Origin of the sequence: Neokomagataea anthophila, from assembly GCF_018122595.1 — a bacterium.
Taxonomy (GTDB): Bacteria; Pseudomonadota; Alphaproteobacteria; order Acetobacterales; family Acetobacteraceae; genus Gluconobacter; species Gluconobacter anthophilus.
Genome location: NZ_JAGRQH010000003.1, coordinates 388,437 through 409,568 on the forward strand (window position 1 = coordinate 388,437; position 21,132 = coordinate 409,568).

At 48.4% G+C, this 21,132-nt stretch carries 14 protein-coding genes; 7 read left to right on the plus strand and 7 right to left on the minus strand.

Annotation, left to right across the window (positions count from 1 at the left end; all coding sequences use genetic code 11):
- Positions 1-21 precede the first annotated feature (21 nt).
- From KB213_RS07135 to KB213_RS07165, 7 genes are all read right to left on the minus strand, one after another.
- Positions 22-1,560, minus strand: a complete 1,539-nt coding sequence (locus KB213_RS07135; RefSeq protein WP_211681616.1) for a Hint domain-containing protein — start codon at positions 1,558-1,560, stop codon at positions 22-24.
- 346 nt (positions 1,561-1,906) lie between these two features.
- The gene (locus KB213_RS07140) at positions 1,907-4,345 is read right to left on the minus strand and encodes an FtsX-like permease family protein (protein ID WP_249110316.1); all 2,439 of its coding nucleotides are present in this window, start codon (positions 4,343-4,345) and stop codon (positions 1,907-1,909) included.
- A 97-nt stretch (positions 4,346-4,442) separates the two neighbouring features.
- The gene (locus KB213_RS07145; protein ID WP_249110348.1) at positions 4,443-6,893 is read right to left on the minus strand and encodes an FtsX-like permease family protein; all 2,451 of its coding nucleotides are present in this window, start codon (positions 6,891-6,893) and stop codon (positions 4,443-4,445) included.
- A gap of 12 nt (positions 6,894-6,905) precedes the next feature.
- Complete coding sequence (locus KB213_RS07150) at positions 6,906-8,306, minus strand: TolC family outer membrane protein (protein ID WP_211681620.1); 1,401 nt, start codon at positions 8,304-8,306, stop codon at positions 6,906-6,908.
- A gap of 5 nt (positions 8,307-8,311) precedes the next feature.
- Complete coding sequence (locus tag KB213_RS07155; RefSeq protein ID WP_211681623.1) at positions 8,312-10,768, minus strand: ABC transporter permease; 2,457 nt, start codon at positions 10,766-10,768, stop codon at positions 8,312-8,314.
- 13 nt (positions 10,769-10,781) lie between these two features.
- Positions 10,782-11,465: an ABC transporter ATP-binding protein gene (locus KB213_RS07160; protein WP_211681625.1), complete on the minus strand. Its 684-nt coding sequence runs from the start codon at positions 11,463-11,465 to the stop codon at positions 10,782-10,784.
- A 17-nt stretch (positions 11,466-11,482) separates the two neighbouring features.
- Positions 11,483-12,802, minus strand: coding sequence for an efflux RND transporter periplasmic adaptor subunit (locus KB213_RS07165; protein WP_249110318.1), 1,320 nt, complete (start codon positions 12,800-12,802; stop codon positions 11,483-11,485).
- A gap of 158 nt (positions 12,803-12,960) precedes the next feature.
- On the opposite strand from KB213_RS07165, the gene KB213_RS07170 reads away from it, so the two are divergent.
- From KB213_RS07170 to KB213_RS07200, 7 genes are all read left to right on the plus strand, one after another.
- On the plus strand, positions 12,961-14,157 hold the full coding sequence (locus KB213_RS07170; protein ID WP_211681627.1) for a sigma-54-dependent transcriptional regulator: 1,197 nt from the start codon (positions 12,961-12,963) through the stop codon (positions 14,155-14,157).
- Entirely contained in the window at positions 14,158-15,369 is a 1,212-nt protein-coding gene (locus KB213_RS07175; protein ID WP_211681629.1) for a sensor histidine kinase, read from the plus strand.
- Between the two features lie 334 nt (positions 15,370-15,703).
- The gene (locus KB213_RS07180; RefSeq protein WP_211681632.1) at positions 15,704-16,687 is read left to right on the plus strand and encodes a putative oxygenase MesX; all 984 of its coding nucleotides are present in this window, start codon (positions 15,704-15,706) and stop codon (positions 16,685-16,687) included.
- A gap of 27 nt (positions 16,688-16,714) precedes the next feature.
- The gene (locus KB213_RS07185; protein ID WP_211681633.1) at positions 16,715-17,743 is read left to right on the plus strand and encodes a methionine synthase; all 1,029 of its coding nucleotides are present in this window, start codon (positions 16,715-16,717) and stop codon (positions 17,741-17,743) included.
- A 207-nt stretch (positions 17,744-17,950) separates the two neighbouring features.
- Positions 17,951-18,844 carry a LysR family transcriptional regulator gene (locus tag KB213_RS07190; RefSeq protein WP_211681635.1) on the plus strand — a complete coding sequence of 298 codons (894 nt, stop codon included), beginning with the start codon at positions 17,951-17,953 and terminating at the stop codon, positions 18,842-18,844.
- 105 nt (positions 18,845-18,949) lie between these two features.
- Positions 18,950-19,921, plus strand: a complete 972-nt coding sequence (locus tag KB213_RS07195) for an AraC-like ligand-binding domain-containing protein (protein WP_211681638.1) — start codon at positions 18,950-18,952, stop codon at positions 19,919-19,921.
- Positions 19,922-20,041: 120 nt separating this feature from the next.
- Positions 20,042-21,070, plus strand: coding sequence for a carbon-nitrogen hydrolase family protein (locus KB213_RS07200; protein ID WP_211681640.1), 1,029 nt, complete (start codon positions 20,042-20,044; stop codon positions 21,068-21,070).
- Positions 21,071-21,132 lie beyond the last annotated feature (62 nt).

Sequence of the window (21,132 nt, forward strand, 5' to 3'; positions counted from 1 at the left end):
CCTCCCGGACCTTAATGACGCTTACGCAGCGGCGCTACGCATACCCCCTGCAACAACGGTTTTTGCTTGATCTAACGCATCATGCCGTTCCAGTTGGTCCAACACCCAAGGGGAATGCCCCAAGGCTGCCCCGCTTTGCACGCGGCGAACCTCAATGACATGCCGCTCATGCGCCGCCAGAGCCTGCGGCAAGACGAAGGTAAAACCGACATCACCGCCGACATCAGCTCGCGGCTGGTTGGCCGTGACCTGACCAACCACATGTCCATTGATTATGACGTCCAACGTCACCGCTTCAGCGTGGTCTAAAGACCGCGCCCAGCCCGCAACTGTGTCACGCGTGACCACATCGACAAAACCTTCAACATCTATCACGGAAACGACTGACCCATCACAAAGCGCAACCAGACGATCACGGATGACCTGAAGCTCCGCCCCTTCTTCCAGACGAGGTGCACAATAATGCGGCAGCCCCGCCTCAACCTCTGGATACAAAGCTTTATACTCATGCGCATTATGGAACATGCCGCGTGAATCATCATCGATGAAGGTTTCAGACGGTGCATCATTGGCAAAGATCACATCATGGCTTTCCAACTCAATATGGAAATACGCCACTTCATCCATGCCTTCCGCTTGCACAATGCTGCGGCCATTAACCAGCATCACAGCCGGAATAAGAGCACCATCGAGGAACATCGCATGCAAAGGTGATACGGATAGGTCCTGCGTTGGCAAACCACCACCAAGAGCCCCACGGCGGAAGGTCACCGGAAGAACATCTCGGTTCCCAGATGCAAACTGACCTGAATAGCTCCGACGACCAATCCAGCGAATAGCCCGCAAACCATTACTTTGCGTGTGTAACTGATCACCAATCTGCAAATGCTCAACCGGAACATCACCACCCGCCGTACGAATTAACGTACCACGGCAATAACACGGCGTACCTTCTTCAACGATCCATGCATCTTCATTTTGAACAATTTTAATATTTGATTTATTCGATGAGAGGGTGGAAGAAAATACCTGACCATAATAAGTTGCAAAGAATACTTTACCGTCTCCAACAGAAATATTGGTAAATCCTTCTCTTATGATTGCTCCAGGTTCTAGGTCTACATTTTCTATATCCGGCGCTTGATCATCAGGGTCTGATGTTGGGTACATAGTCAATGTACCTCCTGACGATATGGTCAAATTTTCTATTTTTGCTCCACTATAATATTCTTTTCCAAAATCCACCTCAATTGTTCCACCGCTCTTAACCGCAATATCTTCAGCAAAACTTTGGTGACCAACGTAAAGCAACCCTTTGTTATCAACAATAACGCCGTGAGCTTTAGCGCCTGTCCCTATAGCTAATTGAGAATCTTCTCCCGTGATGGTCGCATCATAAACGTTAACCACACCGTTATCGTAATATGGTAGCTCAGCTTCAGCGTTTTCATACCCACCCGCCTCAATGACATCTCCCGTTGACTGGCCATTAATATTTAACGTCTTCGTGTGACCATACGAGACAATATCACCAGTTCCATATTTTGAATTATCAGACATTATTCTACCCTTAGTAAAAATATAATTAACTCAAGATAGAACACAATATAATCTGCGAATATCCATATATTACAAAGAATATATATAAGGATTCCAAAATTTTATCCGCCCCAATTTAAAGGTATACATTATTTATTTAGAAATATAAAAACAAAAAATTATTAATAAAGTTAATTATAAAAATGTTTTTATAAAAGTCTCGCTATTATGAATATAAAAATGAATGCTTATTTTATAATCATTCATTTTTGAAAAACTCTCTATTAAATTTTTATAGACTAATTAATTTTAATATTAGCGTCGGTATAAACATAATCATATACTCGCTAAATATTATTGTTTTTATCTAACGCAAAACCTTAGCCGGCCCTTGTTTTACAGCGCGAAGCGTTTGCCCCAACACGGTTAAACTCGCAATACACAAGGCCCCCAGCGTGATGAGAATAAACGGCACAGGCGTCAGTGCGATACGGTTACTATAATCAGACAGCCAAGACCGCATAAAAAACCACGCCACAGGCCATGCAATAAACGCTGCCAACACAACAGGCTTCAAAAACTCGCGCAAAAACTGAAACAAAATATCCCTTGGCTGCGCACCCAAGACTTTGCGAATACCAATTTCCTGCCGCCTGCGGGATACGTAGAAAGAGGACAAACCATACAGCCCCAAACACGCAATCCCTATCGCCACCCCAGCGCCTAGAGCAAAGAGACTGCCACGGTGCTGCTCCGGCTCAGAATCAGCAGCATAAATATCAGAGAAGCTCTTCGCGCTAAACGCCGCATCCGGCGCAATGTCGTGCCACGCCGCCCGCAAACGATCCATCATCACGTTTTGAGGTGTGTGACTATACCGAATAATCGCTCCACATAACGTAATTGGTCGATTACTGCCATAATACAAAATAGGTCGCATACGCCCTTGAGACCCGTTGAAGCGAATATCATCCACCACACCGATAATATGGCTCTCCGCACCGTTTTGACCATTATAGACCGTATATATACTCGCCCCTATGGCCTTCTCCGGGGATGCGAACCCTAACTCCACCACTGCCTGACGTGACAGAATGGCATTCCGTTCAACTTCATCACCATCCTGACTGATGTAATCCATCCCATGCTGCGCATCAAAAAAACGCCCCGCAATCAAATGCGCACCTATCGCGTCAAAATACCCCGCCGTAGCACTGCCCCATCGCATATTATGCTTATCCGTATGCCCGACTAAATGAAAATCCATACCATCGACCGTATGATACGGATAAATATCGGAGCGCGTGGCAATCAATACACCCGGCACAGCAGACAAGCGCGTGATAATCTCTTTTTGTCGTGCCTTAAGGCTTTGATTCCAAAGAGAATCAATGACGATCAATCCATCCTGCCGCACTCCACGGTCCATATGTCGTATGTAAGACGCTTGGGAGAGCATCACCATCGTGCAAATCCCTAAGACCAGTGCAAAGCCAAACTGCCCAACCACTAACGCAGAGCGCACAGCACTTTCTAACCGTCCCCCTGAAGGCGTCTTACTGCTGGCCAGAATAATCGCCGGTCGATAGCCCGACAAAATAATCGCCGGATAAAACCCCGCCACACACGTCGTAACCGTAATAACTGCCCCCAATATCGGGAAAATAAACGGCCAATCCATCCATAAGCTCCAGCCACCCCACGCATTAACCCAGTGCAGCGCTATTTCGGTCAGGGCCGTGCTGATAAACACCGCAATCAACACCAAAACCAACGCTTCACACATAAATTGCGTCACTAACGCCACACGCGTTGCACCTAAAACCTTACGCATCGCCACTTCACGCGCCCGCAGGACTGAGCGGGACGTCGCCAAATTGACATAGTTAATCACCGCCGTCGCCAAGGCTGCGCAGCCAATCAGGCCCAATATATGGATCAAAGCTAGGCTATTCCCGCCCTCACCAATCTCCACATTATGGAAATGCACTTTCGGAAGCGGGACCAACTTCAATCCGCCATCACCAAACATCTCTTTAACCGCACCGAGCGTATCACTCCCCGGATGCCGCGCGGGGTAATGCTGCAAACCTTGGTCAATACGTGCCTGATCCTGCGGATGCGCCAGCCGAACCCAGATGGTTCCCCATTCCGAGCCCCAAGTCTTAAAGGGCCAGTACGAAAACCACTTGCTCGGCGTGAGTTCAACAATATCAAAATTCACCGTCCGATTGGCAGGCGGTTGCGCCAAAATACCCGTAACAACTGCATCCGCTTTATCATCATCAATATGTAACGTTTTCCCAAGTACGTCCGTCGTGCCAAAATATTTACGCGCCATATTCTGGGAAATCACCACCTTCTCCGGCCCGTCCAACGCCGTCGCCTTGTCTCCGGCCAATAACGTCAGGTCAAAAATGGAAAAGAAATCCTTATCCGTCATCGTGACCTGTTCTTGTCCAATGTCTTCCCCCGATCGCACCGTCAACGGAATCCGCATCACATATGTAGCGGCCTGAATTTCGGGGAAATCCTGCTTCAGAAACGGAAACGGAACAAAACTCACATTATCACTTTCTTCCGGTGCCTTGTGCGGCAGGCGTATCACTTCATCAACCTGATAAATCTGCCCCGCCCGTGGCAGCGTCGTGTCATAAGTCTCCTCATAATGCACGATCAGCGCCATCACGAGGAACACCGACACACCCAGCGCCAGCCCCAAAATATTGATCGCAGCATAAAGCTTTTGATGCGTTAAAGTCCGAAAAACACTTTTAAAAATTCCTGTAAACATTACGCTAAACATCGTTTTTTCTCCTCACCAACCTGCCGGATAGCAGGTCAGTTTCAAGACCAATCCCGGGGCCAAAAACAGCCCCCTCACATCATTCAAAAATGCCCCATTACCGCTGCAAAGCCACCGCAGGAGGCTGCCGGGACGCCCGCACAGCCTGCACCAGCACCGTGCCTCCTGCGATGATGAGCGCAATCGCCGTGACCAAAAGACATGGCCCCAATCCAAGCCCAACCCGCTCATTAAAGCCCGCAAGCCAGCGCCACATCACCAGCAACGACACAGGCCACGCCACAACACTCGCCAAGATGACCGGGCCAAGAAACTCCCGCCCAAGCAACATGAAAATATCCTTCTGCGCCGCGCCCAAAACCTTCCGAATACCGATCTCATGGGCACGGCGCGCCAACGTAAAGACAGAAAGCCCAAACAACCCAAGACAGGCGATCAGAATGGACACTCCAGCCCCCACCCCAAACAAGCGTGATAAATTGCCGCTCTCCCGATATTCCGTCGCCTCAACATCTGACACCAGCACAGGGTTAAACACATCATCAGGCCGCACACGGTGCCAGGCCGCCTGAACCCGCTCCCGCGCCTCCCCGGCTGTCACCCCATGAATCCGCACCTGCCACGCCATGTCACCACCCTGCGGATGCGTCGTGTGCAACCCGAAGAAAACAATCCCTTTCACCCCCTCAGACGGCCCATTCAAACGCAGATCCGCCACCACCCCGCTGATCGTCAAATCCACATTATCATCAGATTCATGGATCGTTTTGCCAACAGCATCTTCTGGCCGCGCAAACCCAAGCATTCGCGCCGCCTGCGCATTAATAACGATGTTCTCGCCAGAGCGCGCTGCTCCCTCCTCGGTGCCTTCCTTATTCGCCCCGGCAAAATCCATCGCCCGCGCCGGATCAAACCACCGCCCAGCCAGCATTTTTACCGCATAAAGCGCCTGATATTCCGGTGAAACATACCCCACATTAAGCAATTTTTTACCCACAGCACCCTGCCGCCCATACATCCGATTATAATTAAACTGATGCGGCCACAGGTTACTGCGCCCCACAGCAACCGCTCCTGGAACCGACGCAAAAGCCTGTTGTAACGCCGTCTCCCCGCCGATTTTGGGCGGATGCACCACCACAATTTCATCCGGATTAGCCTTCTGCGCGAGGGACTGCACATAAGCCGCCTGCTGCCCCATAATGAGCGCGCAAATCGCCAGTCCCGTCGCAAATGCAAACTGCGCCACAACAAGCCCGTTGCGCAGCCGTCCGGCCAATTTTCCACCAGAAGGCATCTTGCTTGATGCCAGAACAGACGCCGCCCGATAGCCCGACAAAATAAACGCCGGATACACCCCCGCCAGCAACCCCGCCAGCGCCGCAATACCCAGCCCCACAGGCACCGCAAACCACAGGTCAAACGCAATCTTCCAACCGCCCTGCGCATTGACGAACCGGAGCGAAACCTCCGCAATCGCCAACCCAAACAACCCAGCTATAAGCGCAATCCCAACCGCTTCCGCAATAAATTGCTGGATAAGCGCCCCACGTGTCGCGCCTAAAACCTTGCGCATCGCCACTTCACGCGCCCGCTCTCCAGCCCGGGCTGTGGCAAGATTAATGTAATTCACACCAGAAATAGCGAGCGCAGCGAGACCAATAAACGCCAGAATATAAACAAGTCTCTGGTCCTCACCACCTTCCCCGATCGTCGCATCGTAAAAATGCAGCGCCCCAAATGGTACAAGCTTCGGTGCACTCTTCCCAAACTCTGTCCTAATCATCTCCTCAGTGACCTCACCCCGATGTTTGAGCGGATAATTGTCCAGCCCTGCCTGAATACCCGCAAGAGCCCGCTTATCCGGAATACGGACATATATCTCGCCGGCTATCACGCCCCATTGCGTCATTTCAGAATGGCCTGTTAGCTTGGTGGCCCGCCGCACAACCCCGAACGTCACATCCGTATTCGGCGGCGGGTCCGCATAGACCAGCGTCACCGTGAAGGATGTCTTCGTATTCACATCCGTCAGCACCCGCCCCAGCGCCTGCTCTGTTCCAAAATACTTACGCGCGATTGAGGCCGGTATAGCCACCGACTCTGCCCGGTCCAACGCATGCGCCCGATCCCCAGCAATCACCCCCACTTTGAAGAAGGAAAAGAAATTCGGGTCCGCTATAACGCCGGCTTCTCGCTGAACATTGCCACTCAACCGCAATGTCATGTCTCGCCCGTCCCAAACGCGGACGACATCTTTAATGTCAGGGAAATCCTGCTTCAGGAACGGCGCACCGACAAAACTCGTCAACTTTGTCTCAAACGGTGCATTCCCCGGCAGGCGAAACGCCTCATCAGCACGATAAACATCACTCATACCGGGGTAAGACCCATTATAAGACAGCTGATACCGCACAGTCAGCGCCATCACGAGGAACACAGCCACACCCAGCGCCAGCCCCGCAATATTAATCGCGGCATAACGCTTTTGGTACGTCAGCGTACGATAAACACCCTTGAAAATTCCTGTAAACATGACGGTAAACATCACGCACTCTCCTCACCAACCGGCTTGATCAAGGGCAGAAATCGGCGCCTGCAACGGCTCCCAACCGCGCCGCCGCGCATGGCGAAACGCCTCTTCACCATGCGTGTCGTGGTTATTGGATAAAAGCTGCTGCGCTTGCAGACGTCCCATGGATGCCAAAAGATTTGCTTCCGCAACAATCGTGTCATGCCGGCTCGACGCTAACTCAACCTGAGCCGAACGTAAGTTCTGATCCGCATACAGCACATCGGTCGTACTGCGCAGACCATAGCCATATTCCAGCTGATAGCCCTTCAACGTCGTCTCACCCGAATGCACTTCCGCAGCCCCCGCCGAAATAGCTTGGAGGCCATTTTCAACCGCACTCCAACTCGCCGCGACATTCTGCAACACCGTACGCCGCGCTAACTCTACAGCATGACGCGCCTGCTCGTCCTTATCGCGCGCTTGCCGGATCTGCGAATTATACAAATCTCCATTATAGAGCGGCTGCACTAAGGACACCGTCCCCGACATCTGCTCACCATATAACCGCCCACGGAACGGAGACGCAGGCCCAGTCGTACCAAACATTCCTTGAGCCTGAATTTGCGGCCCCCACTGGGAACGCGCCGTGTCTATATCCGCCTCTGCCGCGAATTTATTCTCCTGAGACTGCGCCAGTTGCGGGTTCAACGCCAAAGCGTCCTTCAGCGCATGACCCAAATCCCTCGGCAGCCCCGGCAGACCATCAGGCATCGCCAAAACACCAGGTTCCACGCCAATAACTGTACGAAACAATGCTTCGGAAGACGCAAGAGTAGCGCGCGCTTGATTCAGGCCAACTTCTGCCGAATGCAACCGTGCCTGCGCTTGCTCAACATCCGTTTTCGTCACTTGCTCCGCCGGAATGCCGCCGAGATTATAACGTGATGTCGTCAGCTGAACCTGCCGTCGCAGCATCTCCAAATCAGCTTTACGAACGTCAAGAATAGCCCGGTCCCGCAGCACATCCATATAGGCCGTAATCGCACTGGTAAAAACCTGGTTTTCAGTCTGCTCAAGCGCATGAATTTCTGCCCGTGAACGCGCATCCGCTGCTTTCACTTGGTTCGCTACATGCCCAAACGAGTAAAGCGTCTGCCTAGCCTGAACATAACCTTCTGCGTAATTTGATGTGTAAGACCCCAAAGCATAAGCCCCGGTATAAGGGCCTTTCTGATAATTCGCATCCATATTGATGGTCACAGTCGGCCGCCATCCAGAGCGCGCCTGCGCAGAATTTTCCGTCACGGCACGCTGGTTCGCCCGCTCTCCCTGCAAGGTCGGGTTGCTCTTATACGCCATCTCCAACGCCTCATTCAGCGTCTGAGCCTGGAGAGGAGACACAGCACTCAAAAGCGCCAGAGAAAGAATGTAATGTGCTTTGCGCATAATAGTCACTCCGCCCTCAAAGCACGCGCAGGTTCAGCACGTGAGATACGGTAAGTCTGTCCAATAACCGTGAACGTCGCGATGATCACAGCGCCCAAGACTGCGATGATAAAATCACCAGCACTCAAGGCGATACGCTGGTCAAACCCCGACAACCAGCTGCGCATAATCACCCAAGCAATTGGGGTTGCGATGACACAGGCCAGCGCAACAGGCTTCAAAAACCCACGCAAAAGTAAGGCAATAACTTGCATGCCCGTCGCCCCAAGCGTTTTACGAATACCAATCTCATGCACACGCCGCGTCGCTGCAAAAGACGCCAGGCCATACAAACCAAGGCAAGCAATCATCAGCGCAACAACAGCCCCCGCCGTGAAGACTTCCCCCAAACGTTGATCATCCTCGTAATAACTGGAAAGACGCTCATTAATATCCGAAAAATCCGATGGAATATTCGGCGTTACTTTGTACCACGCTTTTTCCAAACGTGATTTCATCACAGCTTCAGAAACCCCGTGAAAACGAATAGCGGGTATTGGCAGATAAAGTGAATTATCCGAGAGTGGATTAAAAAATATTATGCTCGGATATACTGCCGCATGGGGCGACTCAAAGCGAATATCACGGATAACCCCAATAATGACGACATCACCGCCCCCGTCATTAATCGTTTTTCCAACCGCATCTTCCACATTATGAAAGCCGAATTTTAGTGCGGCGCTCGCATTCAGGATTGCGTTAGTGCGGCGCTGTCTTTTCCCATTCCCCGTAGGCAAGACATCTTCAAAATGCTCCAGATCAAACCACCGCCCCGCCATAAGTACAGGCTGATAAGTTTTTTGATAATCCGTGCTCACAGTATCTGTTAAAACATGAACCCGCACTGTTCCCGTAGGGGCATTATAGTCAAATGTCGTGCGTGACTTCCTATCAGGGTTGGGAGCCAAGAGCGCTAAAGTAGCAAAATCCACGCCCTGAACATTGCGTATTTCCCGCAATATATCTTTTTGCGTCTTTAGAGTATCCGCAGCAATCTGATGACCAATTAAAAGACCCTCTTTAGCAAAACCACGATTTGCATCACGCAGAAACTCTGTTTGATGATGAATAACCAACATACAAATCACTAAAGAAACAGCAATCGTGAACTGCCCAGCAGTCAAACTATTCCGCAAACGCTCCGCAAAACGCCCACCAGAGGCCATACGCGTCGCTGCAAAAATCAGAGATGGACGATAGCCAGACAAAACAACAGCCGGATAAATTCCACTCAAAACACTACAGGCCACAATAATAATCGGTAGAATTTTGCACACGAACCCATAGTCAATCGTTACGTTTTTACCCGTAATAAGCGCAATTTCGGGAACCAATATTTCACTCAATGCAAGGCCAATAAATGCCGAGAACACAACCAAACACGTCGCTTCCCCCATAAACTGTATAAAAAGAGCCTTACGGGTAGCACCAAAGGTTTTCCGCAAAGCAACCTCTCGCGCCCGCAAAGCAGAGCGTGCCGTTGCCAAATTCACCGTATTGACGCATGCCAACACCAAAGAAAGCGCAGCAATCAAGCCAATACTATTCACAACATTCTGGTTAATGGCATCTTGAGCGTATTGAAGATGCGCATCATAAAAATGCGTCTTATCTAGCCCCACCAAAGACAGCGCAAAGATTCTTTCGGGGTTAGGACCGATGGAGAAATCATCCGTCCCTGCAGCATGCTGCTTAATAAATTGCTCTAATTGCGCGTTAATGACGTTAATCTGAGACGGCTTATGCAGTTTTAAATAAATTGCCCCACAATCTCCGCCCCAATCAATATAGCAGTCCTGCTTTTCTTCATTTTTCGTAATCGGCATAAAAAAATCATACCGCGTCAAAAAATCAGGTTTACTCCGGTTTTTCAACACACCGCTAATCGTATGAGCATAGTTTTTCTCACCATGATTAAGCGTCACAACCCGCCCGAGCACATCAACTGTACCAAAAATTTTGCGCGCCGCACCTTCGGAGATAACCACACTATCCGGCTGGCTTAATGCTCCCTCCACACGGCCAGAACGCAGGGCAACACCAAAAACCTTAAAAAAATCCGGATCAACTGACCCTTCATCAAACTCTTCAAAATGGCCGTCTTTTTGAAGGCTAACCCCATTTTCTTCCAGCCGCGTACTGCTTTCAATTTCCGGGAAATCCTGCCGCAAAAACGGGACGGCCCGGAACGTACTTTCAGGATATTCTTTGGCCTCAACGCCCGGCATCATCCAATGTGCATCAACTCGCGCCACGCGCTGAATATCAGCCAAGTCCATATTAAAACTATACTCATACCGCACTAGTAGTACCAAAGTCAGAAAGACCCCGATCCCCAGCGCCAAGCCAAAAACATTCAACCCTACATAAAGCGGTTGTCGCTGCGCCTGTCGCGCTACGCTACGGATGATTGTGCCAAACATAATAACACCCTCCCTAGAGCGCGTTACGCACAGACACGACCACTTGTCCGTCCAGCATATCAATCCGGCGTTTCGCCAAATCCGCATGTGATGGAGAGTGTGTCACCATAATAATCGTCGCGCCGTCATCATTCAGGCGCTGGAGCATATCCATCACCTGTGCGCCATTTTCTGTATCCAAATTTCCAGTCGGCTCATCGGCAAGGATAAGGCGCGGCTTACCCACAATCGCCCGTGCAATCGCCGCACGCTGCTGTTGCCCACCTGAGAGCTGAGACGGATAATGCCGCGCCCGATGCGCAATCCCCACATGATCCATCGCCGCCGCAACACGCTCTTTACGCTCCGCTTTCGGAATTTTCCGATAAATCAAAGCGAGATCAATGTTTTCCTCAATCGTAAGCTCATCAATCAGATTAAAGCTCTGGAACACATAACCCAGATTCTCTCTCCGGAATTGTGCCAGCGTCACCTCACTCATCGCCGTAAGATCATGCTCCGCAAAGCGGTATTGCCCCGCCGTTGGCCGATCAATCGTCCCCAAAATATTTAAGAGCGTAGACTTCCCGCAGCCCGAAGGCCCCATAATGGCCACGAACTCACCCGCATCAATGCTGACATTGACATCATGCAGAGCCGTGGTTTCAACTTCATCAGAACGGTACAAGCGTTGGATATTTGAAAGCTGAATGAACATCGTATTATTCCTTATTTTTAATGAATTGAGAGATGATTGAAGTTTTTGTAGCTATTGTATGAGGACACGATCACATGATCCCCCTCATGCACGCCGCTGGTAATTTCCACTTGCTCTGGGTTCCGTCGACCAGACGTCACACTGACCCGCTCCGCACCACGGCCACCGGAATTTTCAACAAAGGCGGATGTACCTCCGCTGGCTTCCATCCACGCACCATTCGGCAAGACAAGCGCGGTATGCGTCTCACCCAAGGTCAAACGTACATCTACGCTCTCACCACGCCGCAAATCACCTGTTGGCGGCTTGTCAAACGTCAGTTCTGCACGGAACTGACCATTAGTAACCTGCGGATGTACCCGCGATACCGTCATAGGCACCGCAACATCTCCAAAACTCGCCGTAGCACGTTCCCCAACTGCCACACGTCCGAGGTAAAACTCATCAATATCCGCATCAAGCCGATATTGGCCCTCGCTATCAATCTGCGCGATTTTATCCCCTGCCTTCAAAGACTGCCCAGGTTGAAGCTCAAAATTGGTCACGCGCCCAGCCACTGGAGCGCGCAATATCAACGCATTCAAACTATCCCGCACAACCGATAAATTCGAACGTAAACGCTCCGCTTCCTGCGCAATTTCACGCTCCTGCCGAGAGAACACACTCAGATCCTGCGCCCGCGCGTCATTCAATCGCTTCAAGCGCTGTGCGTAATAATCGCTTTCATCACGGTAAGACTGCACATTCGCATCTGACTCAAACCCTTGCCCATGCAGCTGTTCACGAATGGACAATTCCCGCTGCGCTTTGAGCAGATTATACCGCGCCTCTGCCATTTGCGTTTCTTCTGCCGTACGGCTCTGTTGCAGCGCCAATTGCTGCGCACTCACCGAACCAAGCTGGCTGGCAATTTGCGCTTCGCGTGACGTAACATCCAGTTGAAGCTGCGGGTTCGTGAGCTTGGCCAGCACATCCCCCTCCTTCACCAAGGCCCCATCACGCGCGATCACCTGCAGGACCTCACCACCTTGCACGGCGTCGACAAAAGTCACATTCAACGGCGCAACCGTGGCCCGCACCGGAAGATAATCGAGAAACGGCGCAGACTTCACCATCGCCACTTGCAGTTGATCGCTCGATACGGACAGCGTGCCAGAGGCTGGAACCATCGCCCACACACCCCACCCCGCTAAAAGCACCGCAACCGGCCCACCATAGCGCACAGCATAACGCAACGCCTTTTTCCGGCGGGACGGCGCAACCGCTCGGTCCATCCCCGTTCCGGAAATGCTTTGGGCCGCTGCCACTTGTGCAGTGTTAAAAACAGGATGATCCATGGCACTGTTTCTCCTCATGACAAACAGTGTATGATAAAAATGTTCGTTTTTAACGCATTGAAAATAAACAGTATTTTTTAAATATCCACCCATACTTGTCCGAAAGCGAACATACTGTCCGGAACCGTACACCCCTCATAAGGCCGTCAACCCCCGAAATGAACACACTTCAAAACGAATCGCATAAAACCTTCACCGTGTTGTTCGTTGATGATGACCCGGATATCCTCTCAGCAGCGCGCCTCCTGCTCCGGCGGCATAGCATCACCATGCTGGAAGCACAGAACACACAAGAGGCCCTCATGCGCCTTGCGTCCCACACGATCGACCTCGTGCTGCTGGATTTGAACTACACAAAAGGTGCCCGATCCGGTGCAGAAGGCATTATCCTTCTTAAGGAAATACTGCTCTTGCGCCCAAACATGCCCGTTATTGTCGTCACCGGCCATAGCGGCATCACTATCGCCGTAGAAGCCATGCGCACAGGTGCCACAGATTTTGTAATGAAGCCATGGAACAATGGCCGCCTGATCGCCTTGCTACAAAAAAACCTCAACACACCCTCATCTACCCCTAACACGAATACGGAAGCCGTTTTTTTAGCCTCCTCTCCTGCGATGCAGGCCGTCTTAGCCAAAGCGGATAGATTAGCCCCCACATGGGCATCTCTCCTCATCTACGGGCCTCCTGCATCTGGAAAACTCTCCCTTGCCAAGCGCCTGCATGCCCTGTCACGCGATGAAAACCCTCCGTGCCTCATCTGTTCTGATGATAGCACCCCCCTGCCCAACCACGGCAAAACATGGCTCTGCCCACAAATAGAACAGCTCCCCCACGCCACACAGCGTCATTTGGCCGAACGCCTAGAAGAGCATGACGGGCCACGGCTCATTGCCCTGTCATCTCTAGACCTACTTGACCTCAAAAAAGCTCTTCTCCCACGCTTAATGCTTCATCTCGAAATGAACGCTCTCTATCTTCCCTCTCTCTCACAACGGCCAAAGGATATCGAAGCGTTAACGCTGCATTTTTTGCACTATTTCTCCACCCGGCACGCACTTCCCGCCCCGGCACTTTCGCCAGAACACTTAGCGCGCCTCCAAGCATCACCATGGCCACAAGGCATACGTTCTCTTCGAGCAATCATAGAACGTACCGTTCTCTCTGGGCACTGGGCAGAACCTACACTGCCTTCCAGTCCCCCCCTAACACGTAACGCCACATTGAAAGACACAGAGCGCTCTTTGGTTGAAGATGCCCTGCGCAAACATAGTTTTAACGTCTCACGCGCGGCTCAAGAGCTGGGGCTAACACGCCCTGCACTTTATCGCCGTATGGCCCGGTATGGCTTATAAATGAAGCACCAATTTCGCCTTACGGCACAACTCATCGCTCTGAGCGCAAGTACTGCTTTAGTGCTACCCGCATGGCACGCCCATTTTTATGCTTCATCCTGCCTGCTCGCAGGCCTCGCGCTTGCCTGCACCATCACTATTCTCTTAACCCAATATACCCTGCAACAACGCCCTACAAAACGGGTCGAACATTCGGTTGTGGCCCCTAAAGACCGCGAAACCATCCGTAATCGTGCGCTACTCAATCACGTTCCTGTCCCACTTTTATTTCGCACCATTGATGGTACATTACACACGGCCAATCGATCCGCTCGCCAGCTTTTTGGTACAGAAGGGCATTTACTCAACCCACCAAACACCTTGCTCTCAGCACTAGATACCCAACCATCTTCCCCAAACAGTAAAATCATACGCATCACCTCTAGCATGACAGGCATATCCCGCCTCTATACGCTCTCCATCAGTACGGGAAACCATGTTGGCGGTATCACCCATTATATTGCTCTGACAGATATTGAAGCTGGGTTAAACGCCGCCGAAGCTCAGGCCCTTCGCGATATGCTGCATATTCTGAGCCATGAAATTATGAACTCTTTGACGCCGATTGTTTCCCTCTCAGCCACAGCAAAAGAATTTTTTGACGAACCTTATTCCCCTGAAACACAAACCCTCATTGCCGACGCGATCTCAACCATAAAACGCCGCGCAGAAGGACTGGACAATTTTGTACAAGGCTACCGAAACCTCGCCCGCCTTCCAACCCCGCAACTCAAACCGCTTAACCTCGGTCAATTACTACAAGAAACAGCCAAAATTTTTGATGCACGTTGGCAAGGTCGCGTCTCACTTGAAGTCTCACTCCCTGTCATCTTGACCACCATTCAACTCGATCAAGCGCAAATGGAGCAAGCACTGCTCAACATCCTCAATAATGCGGCCGAAGCGACGTTAGAGCACGCGGAGCCTCGCGTTCATCTTTCGGCCGAAGCGACAACGAACTCTGCGCATATTTTCATACAAGACAATGGTCATGGTATCCCGCCCGAGCAAGAAGAAACGATCTTTCATCCCTTTGTTTCACTCAAACACGGAGGGAACGGCATAGGACTAACACTCGCCCGACAAATTATTTTGGGTCATGGTGGATCTCTTATTTTAGATAAAAAACATTATTCCAATAAATGGACCACGACATTCAAGGTTTCCATTTAAAGAATAAATAAAATTACGTACATAAGGGAAAATATTATATTTAATTAAATTAAAAACTTTATACAAAAAGTCCAAAATTTGGATATTATATACACATATAGAACCCCAAAAATTCACTCTACAATACAGGCAATTTGCGAGAAACAATCACGTTTTTAACTAAAAATTAAGCCCATAAATATGAATTAATTTCATAGTTTTATGAAAAAATATCATTTTTATTCATTTAACTCTTCGGGCATAAGGCATTTTAATACGTCGCCACATAAACGTTATGAACAATAAAATCCTATACAGATTATAGAGGGTTTTATTTAAAATAGGTAAAATAAAAATGCATAACCATTTTACGTTCAACATTAAAAAAACCTGTTTTAATGAAAATTATACTCCTTCAAATGATACACGCCTAACAACCAATTTTGCCAATCTAGCGCGCGGAAAACATCGGCGCGACAATCTACACAATGTCTTTCAAATGATTAATAACCGTTTCAACTCCCTCGCACATTGGGACAATCCACACGCAAATCGCTATTCTATCGATCTAGAGATCATTTCAATTGAAATGAATATTAATATTGATGGGAAACATGATGTTTTTCCACTGATAGAAATGTTAAATATTTCTATATTTGATAGAAATACAAATAGCATAATATCAGGAATATCTGGAAATAGTTTTTCTTCTTATGTTCGCGATTATGACTTCAGCGTACGACTTTTGAACCACAATAAAAATGGGGCGGAGTTTCAAGTTCCCGAACACTATGGTGACCTTCACGGACACCTATTCAAATCAGTTATTTATTCAGATGAGTACAAAGCTATTTTTAAGAAAAATCCTATTATATGCCTAAGCGTTTCCAGTAATAAAATTTATTATAAAACCAAAAATTACCATCCAATTTTAGGGGCCGAGTACGAGCAAAAAGAATTCTCATTAACCGATCAGTACTTTAAAAAAATGGGTATGAAAGTACGGTATTTTATGCCTCCCAATGCCAACGCTCCTCTAGCATTTTATTTTATCGATGATCTTCTGTCAGATTATTCCAACTTAGAACTGATCAGTACGATTAGTACGATGGAATCTTTTCAAAAAATTTATCGACCTGAAATATACAATGCGAATTCACCAGCCAAAGAACGATACCAACCCAGCTTAGAACATCAGGACTATTCGCTAACCCGTATTGTTTACGACCGTGAAGAGCGCAGTCACCTCGCTATCAAACAAGGGAAATTTACTGAAGAACGCTTTATCAAACCATACCAAGATACTCTTTGGAAATGGTTCACTAAATGCCCAGTCTAAGCCACTCAAAATACCAAGGATAAAACTATGAAAACATTACTCCCCACCTCAACCGCTGGTAGTTTGCCAAAACCTTCATGGCTAGCAAAACCTAAAACATTATGGTCACCCTGGAAACTACAAGGGGACGAACTCATTGAAGGCAAGCAAGATGCTTTACGCCTAACACTGGATGACCAGAACTATGGTGGTATTGATATCGTGAGCGATGGAGAACAAACGCGCCAACATTTTGTGACGACATTTATCGAACACCTAAGTGGTGTCGATTTTAAAAACCGTCAAACTATTAAAATTCGTAATCGTTACGATGCGAGCGTACCATCAGTCGTAGATGCCGTTTCACGTGAAAAACCGGTCTTTGTTGAAGATGCCAAGTTCTTACGTAAAATCACAAAAAAACCAATCAAATGGGCACTTCCAGGTCCCATGACCATGATCGACACACTCCATGACGGATACTATAAAAACCGTGAAAAACTAGCCTGGGAATTTGCTAATATTCTTAACCAAGAAGCCCGTGAACTTGAATCAGCTGGTGTTGACATTATCCAATTCGATGAGCCAGCCTTCAATGTTTTCTTTGATGAAGTAAATGACTGGGGAATTGCCACACTCGAAAAAGCCATTGAAGGCCTAAAATGTGAAACAGCCGTTCATATTTGCTATGGGTACGGTATTAAAGCGAATATTGACTGGAAAAATACTCTCGGCACAGAATGGAGACAGTATGAGGAAATATTCCCCAAATTGCAGAAATCAAACATTGATCTGATATCGCTAGAATGTCAAAATTCACGTGTTCCGATGGATCTCATTGAGCTCATTCGCGGGAAAAAAGTAATGATAGGCGCTATTGACGTAGCGAGTAATACCATAGAGACTCCCGAGGAAGTCGCCAGCACTCTACGCAAAGCTCTTCAGTTCGTTGCTGCGGACAAACTCTACCCGTCGACCAACTGCGGTATGGCCCCCCTATCTCGGCGTGTCGCCACAAAAAAATTACGCGCTCTAGGAGATGGAGCAGAAATAATCCGTCAAGAACTATCTACCTAAATTGTGTTCATAACAATCAAAAGCGTGGAGCGTTTCAAAAGTTCCACGCCAGATTTTTTTGGCGTTTTATTCTATAGAGTATTATACCCTATAAACACAAAAAATACCTTCATATTACTATAAAATGGTGATATTTTCATATGTTAATTGTTATCGAATTTTCATTTAGGTAGATATATAGATTTATTATATAAGATTGGAAGAGATATGACTGCTCTCGAACGTCACCACCTCATGATTATCCAAGCCGTTGCTCAGGAAGGTTCTCTTACGGCCGCAGGAATACGGTTGAACCTTACTCAACCAGCACTCAGCCATGCCATTCGCAAAATTGAAACTCAACTTGGTGTCAAGATATGGCGGCGTGAAGGGCGATCACTAGTATTGACACAAGCGGGGCATTGGCTTCTTTCCTTGGCCGATCGACTACTGCCACAATTCGCTCTAGCCGAAGAACGATTAGAGCAGTTTGCGAATGGCGAACGTGGCACACTCAATATTGGTATGGAATGTCACCCTTGCTATCAATGGTTACTCAATGTTGTTTCGCCTTACCTTGAACGTTGGCCGAAAGTGGATGTCGATGTACGACAAAAGTTTCAATTTGGTGGAATTGGTGCACTTATCAGTAACGAAATCGACATTCTCGTAACACCTGATCCACTGTACAAGCCTGGATTAATATTCACACCAGTATTTGATTACGAACTCGTTCTAGTTGTCGGCAAGACACATAGACTGTATGGTATTACGGATATTACACCAGAACACCTTAGAAATGAAACACTCATCACCTACCCTGTTTCTACAGAGAGACTGGATATCTATACCCAGTTTCTTCATCCCGCCGGCATCGCCCCAAGGCAACAAAAGCAGATTGAAACAACAGACATCATGCTGGTAATGGTAGCACATGGCCGAGGTGTTGCTGTTCTTCCCCGCTGGTTAGTAGACGAATATGCATCGCGTTTTGAGTTACATTCAATCAAAATTGGCAAATACGGAATTGCAAAACAAATTTTTCTTGGCCATCGTGAAGTGGATGAAGACCTACAATATCTCACTGATTTCATTAATTTTGCTGCTACCATTCATAAATAAATTAATACTTTTTTATGGCGTAAAAAATTACCATAAAGAAACTTTACAAAATCATATGGTCCATTTTCCTTAATGGTTCTCTCTCTGTATAGGACCCAGCGCCTTATGTCCTCCAGACTACAAACCTACGGCACCGAAGGGTTATCACAGCATGCCCAGAAAGAGTGCTGGCACGATATCATTACACGTTCATTTGTTCCGTTAGAGTGCTCTCTCAAAACAAATAATTTTCAGGGCCACATCACACGCCTTTCTCTTGATACCTGCAGCATTTCAAAGGTTTGCTCTAGCGCTCAGTCTGTTACACGGACTTCCAAACTTACACAAAAGGCAGAAAATTCTTACTACCTGCTAAGTCTTGGCATCAAAGGGCTGGGCGAAGTACAGCAAGATGGACGGCAAGCCATTTTAAAGCCCGGCACGTTTGCTTTGTATGACAGCCGACGGCCCTACACTTTAAATTTTGACCATAAATTTGAGCAAATTGTTTTCATGATGCCCAGCATCGCACTCAACTCATGCTTAGGATATGCTGAAAATCTTACAGCGACCACGATTGACACAACGAACCCTTTACATGAGATTACAGCTAATTTTCTTTCACAACTTTTAAATACTACCCAGGATCTACCCAGTATACTCGTGAACAGAATTGCTACACAAACAAGCGAAATCGTGGCGTCAATGCTCATCGCAACGATGGACCATTCACCAGCACAAACATCTCACCGCTTAGCAATGGGCTTACAACTACGCGCCGCTATTGAAAAGCAACTGCATGACCCAAAACTCAGCCGACAAAGTCTAGCGCAACAATTCCGAATTTCAACACGATATTTAGATGATCTTTTCTCTGATGAAGGAATTGGACCCGCAGAATATATTTTACAAAAGCGGCTCCAATGGGCACATAAAGCCTTATCGGATCCTGCTCGCAGCCGTTATCAAATCGGTGAAATCGCGCGTATGAGCGGTTTTATTAGCCAATCTCATTTCAGTCGTGTGTTTTCATCCACTTTCAAACAATCTCCACGAGAATACCGTCAACATTGCCTGATACAACACATTATCAAATAAACTTCTAAAGTCATATTTTTGTTCTTTCTTAGGCAAGACACATTTTGATTCCGATATAATGTCATAAGGGTTCAGGGCTACCGACTAGCCCGGCTAACCACCTTTGATCTGGAGCCAAACATGGGCCTCAAACACCCTAAATATAAAGTTGCTGTCATCCAGTCCGCTCCTGCGTTTCTTGATCTTGATGCCAGTATCGATAAGACAATTACACTCATTAAAGAAGCTGCCAATAATGGAGCGTCTTTAGTAGCATTTCCTGAAACTTTTATTCCTGGGTATCCTTGGCACATTTGGTTGGATAGCCCAGCATGGTCCATGGGAAAAGGTTACACATCTCGATATTTCGATAATTCTCTAGCTTACAACAGCCCAGAAGCAGACCGCTTGCGTGCCGCTGTAAAAGAAGTCGGCATCACAGCTGTTCTGGGCCTATCAGAGCGCTATGAAGGCTCACTCTACATCGCTCAGTGGATTTTAAACCCAGAGGGTGAAACCGTCTCAACACGCCGCAAGCTACGCGCCACCTTCTGTGAAAGAACAGTTTACGGCGAAGGGGATGGCAGTGACCTCGCAGTACATGACCTGCCCGGCCTCGGGCGTGTTGGAGCACTATGTTGCTGGGAACATCTTCAACCACTCAGCAAATACGCTATGTTCGCACAAAATGAACAGGTCCATATTGCAGCTTGGCCCAGCTTCTCAACTTATCAACCTACGGCCTATGCACTAGGCGGGGAAGTCAACACGGCTGCAGCGCGCATCTATGCTGTAGAGGGCGGATGTTTTGTTCTTTCCCCTTGCGCCACAGTCTCACAAGAAATGATTGATCAATTGTGCGACACGCCTAACAAACATGAACTTATCCAAACCGGTGGTGGATATGCTCGCATTTACGGCCCAGACGGACGGGATCTCGCTACTCCCCTTTCGCCTGAAGAAGAAGGCATTCTTTACGCTGACATCGACCTAGCCGCTATTCCAATGGCTAAAGCCGCAGCAGACCCTATCGGACATTATTCACGACCCGATGTCACGCGTTTGTTATTTAACCCCCATAAAGCGCAACGCATCGAATACGTTCAACAAGCTGACACTGAAATCCAAAATATTTCTCTAGTTACCGTACCCAACCGAGACGAAAGCTAATACATAATGACGTGCCCCCCAACGTGTTACCGCTGGAAAGTAGAGATTTCTCTTTTATGGTG